The sequence below is a fragment of the Gaiella sp. genome (genome assembly GCF_039915195.1).
Classification (GTDB): domain Bacteria; phylum Actinomycetota; class Thermoleophilia; order Gaiellales; family Gaiellaceae; genus Gaiella.
The window spans coordinates 1-9,537 of the sequence record NZ_JBDSNT010000069.1 but is presented as its reverse complement, the minus strand read 5'-3'; the positions used below and the strand labels follow the sequence as shown (position 1 = coordinate 9,537).

General features: G+C 68.6%; 11 protein-coding genes. 2 read left to right on the top strand and 9 right to left on the bottom strand.

Translation table 11 applies throughout. The features are described 5' to 3' along the window. Together ABIR74_RS07390 and ABIR74_RS07385 are read right to left on the bottom strand one after the other, a co-directional pair. The coding region (locus ABIR74_RS07390; RefSeq protein ID WP_348176607.1) for a hypothetical protein at positions 1–272 on the bottom strand (272 nt) is incomplete at its 3' end. Next, positions 269–721 carry a (2Fe-2S)-binding protein gene (locus ABIR74_RS07385; protein ID WP_348176605.1) on the bottom strand — a complete coding sequence of 151 codons (453 nt, stop codon included), beginning with the start codon at positions 719–721 and terminating at the stop codon, positions 269–271. The genes ABIR74_RS07390 and ABIR74_RS07385, both read right to left, overlap by 4 nt. A gap of 55 nt (positions 722–776) precedes the next feature. On the opposite strand from ABIR74_RS07385, the gene ABIR74_RS07380 reads away from it, so the two are divergent. Together ABIR74_RS07380 and ABIR74_RS07375 are read left to right on the top strand one after the other, a co-directional pair. Then, on the top strand, positions 777–1,460 hold the full coding sequence (locus ABIR74_RS07380; protein ID WP_348176603.1) for a peptidylprolyl isomerase: 684 nt from the start codon (positions 777–779) through the stop codon (positions 1,458–1,460). Next, entirely contained in the window at positions 1,457–1,969 is a 513-nt protein-coding gene (locus tag ABIR74_RS07375; protein WP_348176601.1) for a nucleotidyltransferase family protein, read from the top strand. The genes ABIR74_RS07380 and ABIR74_RS07375 overlap by 4 nt, the downstream gene beginning before the upstream one ends. A 46-nt stretch (positions 1,970–2,015) precedes the next feature. On the opposite strand, the gene ABIR74_RS07370 is transcribed toward ABIR74_RS07375, so the two are convergent. The 7 genes from ABIR74_RS07370 to ABIR74_RS07340 form a co-directional block, all read right to left on the bottom strand. After that, positions 2,016–2,249, bottom strand: a complete 234-nt coding sequence (locus ABIR74_RS07370; RefSeq protein WP_348176599.1) for an anti-sigma factor — start codon at positions 2,247–2,249, stop codon at positions 2,016–2,018. Beyond that, the gene (locus ABIR74_RS07365) at positions 2,246–2,830 is read right to left on the bottom strand and encodes a sigma-70 family RNA polymerase sigma factor (protein WP_348176597.1); all 585 of its coding nucleotides are present in this window, start codon (positions 2,828–2,830) and stop codon (positions 2,246–2,248) included. Before ABIR74_RS07365 ends, ABIR74_RS07370 begins: the two co-directional genes overlap by 4 nt. A 59-nt stretch (positions 2,831–2,889) precedes the next feature. Then, positions 2,890–3,108 carry a heavy-metal-associated domain-containing protein gene (locus ABIR74_RS07360; RefSeq protein ID WP_348176595.1) on the bottom strand — a complete coding sequence of 73 codons (219 nt, stop codon included), beginning with the start codon at positions 3,106–3,108 and terminating at the stop codon, positions 2,890–2,892. Next, a complete protein-coding gene (locus tag ABIR74_RS07355) occupies positions 3,109–4,641 on the bottom strand; it encodes an ATP-binding cassette domain-containing protein (RefSeq protein ID WP_348176593.1) in 1,533 nt (510 codons plus the stop codon). Next, positions 4,638–7,739 carry an FtsX-like permease family protein gene (locus tag ABIR74_RS07350; RefSeq protein WP_348176591.1) on the bottom strand — a complete coding sequence of 1,034 codons (3,102 nt, stop codon included), beginning with the start codon at positions 7,737–7,739 and terminating at the stop codon, positions 4,638–4,640. Before ABIR74_RS07350 ends, ABIR74_RS07355 begins: the two co-directional genes overlap by 4 nt. An 11-nt stretch (positions 7,740–7,750) precedes the next feature. Continuing rightward, positions 7,751–8,119, bottom strand: coding sequence for a hypothetical protein (locus ABIR74_RS07345; RefSeq protein WP_348176589.1), 369 nt, complete (start codon positions 8,117–8,119; stop codon positions 7,751–7,753). A gap of 126 nt (positions 8,120–8,245) precedes the next feature. Beyond that, positions 8,246–9,475, bottom strand: coding sequence for a trypsin-like peptidase domain-containing protein (locus ABIR74_RS07340; protein WP_348176587.1), 1,230 nt, complete (start codon positions 9,473–9,475; stop codon positions 8,246–8,248). Between the last annotated feature and the right edge of the window lie 62 nt (positions 9,476–9,537).

The following is a 9,537-nucleotide window of genomic DNA, read 5'->3' as shown; positions in this document are numbered from 1 at the left end:
GCCGCGAGGTCGAGAGAACGCACCTTTCCGTGCGCTACGGGTGAGCGCAGCACGGCGGCATGCAACATCCCAGCGAGCTTCACATCAACCGTGAAGCGCACGCGACCGGCAGCGCGCGCGGCGCCGTCCTGCCGTGGCGCGGGCTGACCCACGAGCGAGAGATCGGCGTCGGGCTTCCAACTCGTCGTCTCGTCGCTCTCGTCGACGAGCGCCCAGACGTCCTCGTAGCGGCCCTCCATCTCCTTCTGGGTCTTGACGAAGCGCGCCGTCATGTCGCACCCGCCGCACGGAGGATCGCGCGCTCGATCTTGGGATAGGCACCGCAACGGCAGAGGTTGCCGGCCATCGCTTCGTGAATCTCCTCACGCGTCGGACGGGAAGTGCGCTCGAGCAATGCGGTCGCGCTGACGATCTGGCCGGGGGTGCAGAACCCGCACTGCAGCGCGTCCTCGGCGACGAACGCCTCCTGTATCGCTCGGGCGCGAATCGTCGAAAGCCCCTCGATCGTCACGATCTCGTGGCCCGCCGCCGCCTCCGCGAGCAGCAGGCATGCATTGACCGGCCGCCCGTCGAGCAGCACAGCGCAGGCTCCACAGGCGCCCTCGCCGCATGCGAGCTTCGTGCCGAGCAACTCGAGGTCGTCGCGGAGGACGGCGAGTAGCCGGCGTCCCTCGGGCACGACCGAGTACGCCTGGCCGTTGACCGCGAGCGTGATCTCCACTCCCGTAGAACTACAGGCCCGGGCCTCCGCTCGTCAAGCGGGGTAAGATCCGCTGGTGCGCAAGGCAGCCCTCCTTCTCGTCCTCCTCGTTGGCCTCGTCGCGGCCGGGTGTGGCGGCTCGTCGAACGAGGGCACGGTGACGGAACCGGAGACCCAGACCGAGTCGACGGCCGCCGGCGGAACATCCGAATGCACCGATGCCGAGGTTCCAACAGCCCGCGAGGACGGTGGCGCAACAGAGCCCAAAGAGCGTCTCGACCCCGAGAAGACCTACGGCCTCGTCGTCGAGACGAACTGCGGTACTTTCACGATAACGCTCGATCAGGCGGTAGCGCCGGCGACGGCCGCGTCGCTCGTCGCGCTCTCGAAGGACGGGTTCTTCGATTCCACGATCTTCCACCGCATCGTCCCCGGCTTCGTGATCCAGGGTGGCGATCCGACGCAGACAGGATCCGGCGGCCCCGGCTACAAGACCGTCGACGTTCCCCCGTCCGACGCTGCGTACACGAAGGGCGTCGTCGCGATGGCGAAGTCCGGCGCAGAGGCACCCGGGACATCGGGCAGCCAGTTCTTCGTCGTCACCGGCGACGACGTTGGGCTTCCGCCCGAGTACGCAGTCGTTGGAACCGTGACGAGTGGCCTCGACGTCGTCGAGTTGATCGGCACGCAGGGCGACCCGGCGACCGAGCAACCGACCCGCCCCATCGTGGTCGAGTCGGTCACGGTCGAGGAACAGTGAGCATCGCCGCGGTCGTGCTGGCCGCCGGAGAGGCGTCGCGATTCGGCACGCCGAAGCAGCGCCTGTTGCTCCCCGAGGTGCTGGAGCGGCTCACGCAGAGCTCCGTCGACGAGATCGTCGTCGTCGCAGGAGCCCACACGCTCGAGACCCCGGCGACGGTCGTCACCTGTGCGGGCTGGAAGCGAGGCCCCGGCGCGTCGCTGACCGCCGGCCTCGAGGAGTTGAGTGCAGGCGCCGAAGCAGCCGTCGTCGTTCTTGCGGACGGGCCGGATCTTGCTCCCGGAGCAGTCGATCGAATCATCGCGTCGTGGCGGGCCGACGGTGGCACACTCGTTGCCGCCTCCTACGATGGTGTGCGCGGCCACCCGCTGCTCGTTGGCCGCGAGGAATGGGACTCGATTCCCGATGCTGGCCTGCGTGACCTGGACGTGCGTCTCGTTCCGTGCGACGACCTCGGCTCACCGGGCGACGTCGACACGCCGGCCGATCTGCCCGAGCGACTCCGCTAGAGGAGGCGGGGCTCATACCCGCCCCGGGGTTCTTTCTCGAGGTGGGTCAGGCGTCGCCGGTGCGTAGCTGGGTCAGCTTCTCCATCAGCCCGACGGGCATTCGCTCCACAGCCGTTGTCTGGACGTATTGCCGGAGCGACTCCTCGAAGCGATACCGCCGGCGGCAGTACTCGCAGCCGTCGAGGTGAGACTCGGCCTGCGCGACCTCCGTCTCGGTGAGCTCCCGATCGAGATACCCCTGGAGGAGCTCCTCACACGCATCGCACGGTGTATGGCTCACGAGATCGTCTCCTCGGCGAGTTGCTGCTTGAGCAGACGCCTGCCCCGGTGGAGTCTCGACATCACCGTTCCGATCGGAATGTCGAGGATCTGAGCCGCGTCGGCGTAGCTGAACTCACCGATGTCGACGAGCACGACCGTGTCCCGGAAATCATGCGGCAGCGACGAGAGCGCATTCACGATCGAGTCCTGCGAGAGCTTCTCGACGACGCGATCCTGGTCGAGCACCTGCTCGCCCGAGGCCTCGACCATCTTGTTGGCGAGGTAGTAGTCGCCCTCCTCGATCGGCTGCATATCGGGTGTCCGCTGCACCTTGCGACCCCGGTCGAGATTGAGATTCGTGAGGATGCGCAGGAGCCACGCGCGGAGGTTCGTTCCGGGGGTGTACGACTGCCAGCTCCGGAAGGCTCGACCGTAGGTGTCCTGAACAAGATCCTCAGCCTCCTCTCGGGTTCCGACGAGTCTGCGTGCGACGCGATAGACCTGGTCGGCGAGCGCGAGGGCCTCTTCCTCGAAACGGACGCGATCGCGAGCCTCCGTCGCGATCCTGCGTCCATCGATCTCGGGCTCCGTGTCACCCACCGTGCCAACCTATCTGTTACCCACGCTGAAACGCGCGGGACCATCAACGTATTCCGCGGTCAGTGGATCTCGAGCTCCCGAAACCCGGACTTCGCCATTGCGGCGACGAGCGCATCCCGTGAGGTCTTTTCGTCATCGAACGCGAGCGTGACCTGGCCCATCAGGTTCGCGTTCGCGTTCTCGAGGCCTTCGTGGCTGCGCAACGCGGCAGCGAGCCGGTTGACACACCGCTCGCAGCGGATTCCCGAGACGTGCAGGGTTTCGTAGGCGATCGACATCTATCCCAATGGTACCGGGGAGCGGGCGCGGAGCTGGATGTCCTCGTCTGCGAACTCGATCAGAACAGGGTCGTGCGTGGCGCAGACGAACGTCGTTCCATGCTCGTGTGCGATATCGGAGAAGAGGCCGCCCAGGGTAAGAGCCTGCGCGACGTCGACGCGCGAGGTCGGCTCGTCGGCGAGGATCACCGCCGTGCGCGCCGCGAGCGCGCGCGCGACGGCGACACGCTCACGCTGCCCCGCCGAGAGATCGTCCACGGGCCGATCCGAGTGCTCGCCAAGGCCGACCGCGACCAGGGCGTCAATCGCCCGCTCGTGTGCCTCTATCCCCTCGACGCCGCGGATTGTGAGGCCGAGCTCGACGTTCTCCCGGGCGGTCAGGAACCCGGTCAGGCCGGGCGACTGGCCGATGAAGGCGATCGTGTCGCGGCGGAAGCAGGCGCGCGCATCACGGGCAAGATCTGACAGCGAGATCCCATTGACCACAATCTCCCCTTCGTCCGGGACGTCGAGGCCGGCGACGAGCGCGAGCAGCGTCGACTTGCCGGATCCAGACGGGCCGGTCACGACCGTCATTTGACCTGGCTTGAACGTCGCGCTCACCGACTCGAGCGCAACGTCGCCGCCGTAGCTGCGCGTCACGTTGCGCACCTCGACGATCGCGCCGGCTGCGCCCTCGATGTCCGGCAGCATCAGAACGCTCGGGCGCGTGATGCCAAGCGGCCGAAGCTCGACGACGCCCTCCCGCGACGTGACCGTCGCGCGGTCGACGATTCCCGCATCGAGAAGCGCCTCCTCGGGAAGCCGCAACCAGCCACCGCTCCCGATCACGACCGCGGTTCCGTCGCTGCGACGCTCCTCGCTAACTCGGCCGTCTCTGATGTGGACGACCCGATCCGCTATAGCGGCCGAGCGCGGGTCGTGGCTCACGATCAGCGTCGTGACACCTTCCTCCCGTGCCAGCTCCGCCAGGAGGCCATAGACGAGGGTGGCGCTCGCCTCGTCGAGCTCACCGGTCGGCTCGTCGGCGATCAGGAGCTTCGGGCGACTCGCGAGAGCAGCACAGAGTGCGATGCGTTGCTGCTCTCCACCGGACAACTCGGACGGGCGAGCTGTCGCGCGGTCGCGCAGCCCCACGCGCTCGAGGAGCGAATGCGAGCGCGCAAGCCGGTCGCGATCGGTGATCCCCTTCAGCCCGAGCGGCACTCCGATCAGCTGCTCGGCTGTCAGCTCACCCGCGAGCGAGCGCCAGTAGTGCTGGTCGGCGTACCCCAGGGTTTCGGCGCGGTACCGCGCAAGACCGCGCTGCGAGAGCGATCCCAGGTCGATGCCCGCAACCGCGATGGTGCCCGCACCTGCCCGCTCGAAACCGGCAATGACGCGCATCAACGTCGTCTTGCCGGATCCGCTCGGGCCGAGGACGACGCAGACCTCGCGCTCATCGATATCGAGCGTCAGCCCCTGGAGGGCGGCGACACCTCCGTCGGCGCCGGGATAGACGCAGAACAGGTCACGCGCCTCGACGAGACTCATGCGCCGCTCTCCTGTGCACGCAGAGGGCCACGATCACTCCGGAACGCGCGTCGCGTCGCAAGCGCGACGAGCGCAGCCGCGACGAGCAGGTACGCGATCGCGGCAACCCCGACGACACGCAGATCGAACGACGTTTGCAGCGGCAACGGTGTCGTTGCAGCACGAGCCGTGACCGCGACGACGCGGGTCACGAGCAGGGCGAGGAGAAGGCCGGCGAGTGCACCCGCGAGCACTCCTGCGATGCCGACGACGAGAGCGCGGAGACGCACGATCCGGCGAAGGAGCGACGGGGAGGCGCCCTGCGCCTCGAGGTCGTAGAGATCCCCCTGGTCATCGCGCAGGTCTGCGCGCACCGTCAGCGCAAGGCCGAGCGCAGCGAGAAGCAGGGCGACGATCGCAGCCGAGTCCAACGCGAGCAGGGTGCCGTGACCGAGTGGGTCGTCACGCACCTCGTCGAGCAGTGCGAGCCTGGAGACCGCCTCGACCCGGCGGTACGGCGACCGGGCGAGCGTCGCCACGGCGCTGCCGACCTCGGAGTCGGGTATGTCGAGCCAGACCTCGTTCGTACGGCCCGCGCCGGGAACCTGCGTGTTGACGGCCGAACGAAGCGCGTCGATGTCACCGACGACCGCCTCGCCCTCGGTGCCGGGGAAGCGATCGACGATCGCTGCGACGCGAACCGGAACCTGCCTCCCGCCGACGGCGAGTGCGAGCTTGCCACCCTCGCCTCCCGCGAGAATCCCGAGCCGGGGCGTGACGAGCACCATCGGCGCTGTCGAGTCCGTCGCCTGAGGCGCGCGAAGGCGCGCGTCGCTCTGCTGCGAGATGCGAAAGGCCAGCGCAATGCCACCCGGCACGGGTCGCGGGACAACGCCACCTTCGCCGACCCAGGATGACGCCTCGAGGCCGGTGAGCCGCAGTCGCCCGGCGAGAGACACGCCCGCGTCGGCACCGCGATCGGCCAGCCGGGGAGGCACGAGCTCGAGCGCCACGAGCGTCCCGCCGCGCAGCCGCTTCGGCAGGAGCCGGTCGACGCGGGTCGATGCGTCCGCGGTGAGAGGGCCGAGATCGATCGACGAGTACCGGCCGTCCGGCGTTGCGATCGTCGCCCGGAGCGACACGACTCCCGGCCCGGCCAGGAAGGTCAGTCGCGAGCCGAGCTGGATTCCCTGCACTGCGATCGGAGACGATGGCCGCACGAGCATTGCAAGCTCCGAGCGCGAGTTGTCCGAGAAGTCGTCACGCCAGCCGCGCACCCGCGGGATCTCGTCGGCAGGCAAGCCGAGCATCGTCACACCGCCGATGCCCTCGGCGTTCCCGGCCCCCGTTCGAACGCGGAGGATCGGAACCGCCTTCGAGCCCTCGGCCACCGCGCTGTAGCGCTCGAGCGACGCTGCGTCGAGCACGGGAACGAGTGACCGCAGATCCTCCCGCACGACGACATCGAGAGGCACGGCGAACGATGCCTGATCCTGTTCGGCCTGGACGAGCGTCGAGCGGTAGCCCTCGGCGAGCAGCGCGAGGGCGAAGGCGAGCGTGAGGAAGGCAACGGTGACTCCCGCGGCGCCCGGCCCGCGGCCGAGCGTCACCGCGGCGAGTCGCGTGCCGACACTTCGTCGAGAGAGGCGTCCGGCCACGCGCACGAGCGGCCCGAAGAGCCGCGCCGCCGCAACGGCGGCCGCGAACGCGATCAGGCCCGGGAGCAGAAGCAGCACGAGTCCCGATGCCTGGTCGTCGGCGAGGCGCGAGGTGTCCGCGGCACCACCGGCAAGTGCTGCAAGAACAATCGCAAGGGCAACGGCCGCCGCCGCGTCGACGGGGCCGATGCGCTTCCCGGGCCTTGCGGACACGGACGTCGAAACCGCGATCACGGTTGTCGCGAGCACGATCACAGCGGCGGCGAGTGCCAGTCCGGTGGACGAGAGAACGCTTTCGCGAAGGATTGCTCGGATCGGCGCCCCGGCGCGCTCGGCCACGACGGCCGCAACGGCCAGACCGAGGAGCCACCCGACGAACGCTCCGACGCCCGCGACGAATACGCTCTCCGTAACCGTCAGGAGTCGAAGATGCCAGCGTCGCGCGCCGTACCACGTGAGGCGCCGCCTCGCCGCCTCGAGATCGCGGCGCATCCCGCGAGCCGCCAGAACGGCAAACGCGAAGAGCAGTGCCGCCGCTTCGCCGCCCACGAGCAGCAAGCGTCGACCGGCCACCGTCGCCGATCGTTCCGTCGCCCGTAGTTCCTCGATCGGTGCCTGGACGCTGTAGCCGATCGATCGCGACGAGAGAGCAGCGCGGGCCTGCTCACTCCTGCCGACCAGGTCGTCGATCTCCCACAGCCGCGGGCTGCCGTCAGAAAGGGGCCAGATCCAGGCATAGCTGCGATAGGTGTTCGCGAGCGCCGGCGCGCGCGTGAGAGCATCGATCCCCTCGGCGACGACGAGCGGCGCCGGGGCAGGACGGTGATACTCCGAGCCCTGTTGCAAAGCGGGAGCGATCTCGCGGTCTGCGAGCGCGTTGTCGGTCGGCGCGAGGAAGTCACCGAAGAGTCGGCTCGAACGAAGCCTCGCTGTTCCCACTTCGACGAGCCGAAGGCCCGGGGCATCGGGCAGCACGCCGACCCCCCGCAGGCGCACGACCTCGCATCGCTCGGCTGTACACCTCCGAGGAAGGCGCCCGCTCGTCAGCGTCACGTACGGCGCGAGTCCCTCGACCCCTGCGAGTGAAACGAAGCGGCCGGCGACGGTGCTCTCGCGGAAGAGTGCGATGGGAGTCGGCCCGGGGAGCCCCAATCCGGCCAGGCGCAAGCGAGCGGTCTCGTCGAGCCGCGCATATGCCTGGTCTGCGCCGATCGGAGAGCCGAACCACACGGCCCGAACCGACCGCGAGGCAGCCGGAATTCGCTCCACTGCCTGGGAGACGCTTCGATCCTGCGCGATTGTCGTTCCCGCAAGGACGCCGACGAGAACCGCCGTACCGATCGCGATGCCAACGGCTGCAAGCAGCGCCCCCGACGAGCGCCTCCGGACACGACGCCAACCGAGGGCGACGACATAGAGGGCGGCTCGAGTCTCGCTCCGTTCCCCGGCGACATCCGCCATGCGCACTGGCCTCAGACCTTGCCGCGGACGCCGTGCACCGGCCTTCCGGCCGCCTCCCACGCGTAGTAGGAGGCGCTCGGGCCAAACGATCGCTGGTACGAGACGACCCGCGGGTTGCGCCCGACCTCGAGCGCCCGCTGAGCATGCCAAAGGAGATTCGGATCGTCCCGCTCCTCCCAGACGAGAACCAGGTGAGCGGCGGTCATGTGCGCGGCAACGAACGTACAGCCCGGCGCCGGGCAGGGAAACGGGTCGGTGCGAACGCAGTACCAGCCCTCGTAGTCGCCCGCTCCGTCGTCCTCCCAGAGCTCCTCGTCCTCGACGGACTGCTCCTCATCGAGGAGCAATGAGCCGCGCTCTGGCATCTCGTGTTCGCGCACCGGCGCACGATAACCACAGAGCGTCGGTTCAGGAGCAGAAATGCGACGAGGCCCCTCGGCTGGTCATGAACGGGGGCCTCGTCGCGTCGGTTGCCGGCCCAGGAGGAGCGGCCGGCTCGGAAGCAGCTACTGGGAGGGTGTAGTCGGCTGCTGCCCGAGTGTCACGGTGACGGTCTTCACCTCACCACCGCGGTAGATCTTCAGATCGATCTTGTCACCCGGTTTGCGCGCTCCGATCACATCGCGGAGCTCATCGATCGAGGTCACGTCCTTGCCGTCGGCGGCAACGATGATGTCACCGCCGACGCGGAAGCTCTGGCCGGCGACGACCACCTGTTCGGTTCCGGCCTTCAGCTGTGCGTCGGCGGCGCCCGAACCGTCCGCGACCGTCTGGACGAGCAGGCCTTCCGTGACGGGGAGCTTGTACGACTCGGCGATCTCGGAGGTGACCTCCGCGGCAGAAACCCCGAGGTACGCGTGCTGCACCTTGCCCGCGTCCAGGATCTGCTCGACGACCTTGTCGACCGTGTTGGACGGGACGGCGAAGACGATGCCGACGTTGCCGTCACCGGAGCCACCGGTCTCGATCTGAGAGTTGACGCCGATCACTGCGCCGCGCGAGTTGAGCAGCGGCCCACCGCTGTTCCCGTGATTGATCGCAGCGTCGGTCTGGATCACGTGGTCGATCGACCAGCCGTTCGGTGCCTGCACGTTTCGCTGCAGGGCGCTGACGATCCCCGACGTCACGGTGCGTTCGAGGCCGAACGGGTTGCCGATCGCGACGACCGGGTCACCGACCTCGACCAGCTTCGAATCGGCGAGCGAGAGCGGTGTGAGTGCGTTCGAGTCGGAATCGACGTCGAGCACCGCAAGATCCGTGGACGGATCGCTGCCGACGAGAGTGGCGGTGAGGGTGTCGTCGTTCGAGAAGCGCACCTTGATCGACGTCGCGTTCTCGATCACGTGGTAGTTCGTGACGATGTGCCCGTCGGCGTCGATGACGAAACCGGAGCCGAGCGACTGGCCCGATGGCCGCGACTGACCGCTCCCGGTCGTCGAGCCGCCGACCGTCGCGGTGATCTGAACGACCCCGGGGCCGGTCCGCTTGTAGATCTCGTTGACCGAGAGCGCGGAACCCGAAGATGTGGGGATGGTGGTCGAGCCACCGACTGACGGACGAACGATCGTGGTCGTGCCGCCGTCGAGCGCACCGGTGGCGGCGGCGCCACCGAGCACCGCCGCACCACCGAGGACGGCGGCGGAGAGGTAGAGGGCGAAGGATCGGACGCCGGAGCCCCCGCGCGGCGCTTCGGGGGTGGGCGGAGTGACGGGAGGGGTGGGAGTCGTTGAGTTCATGCAACTGTTATACGGGTGGCATCGTGAACGACGCATTGCCCGCGGTTAAGTCAGAGTTGCGG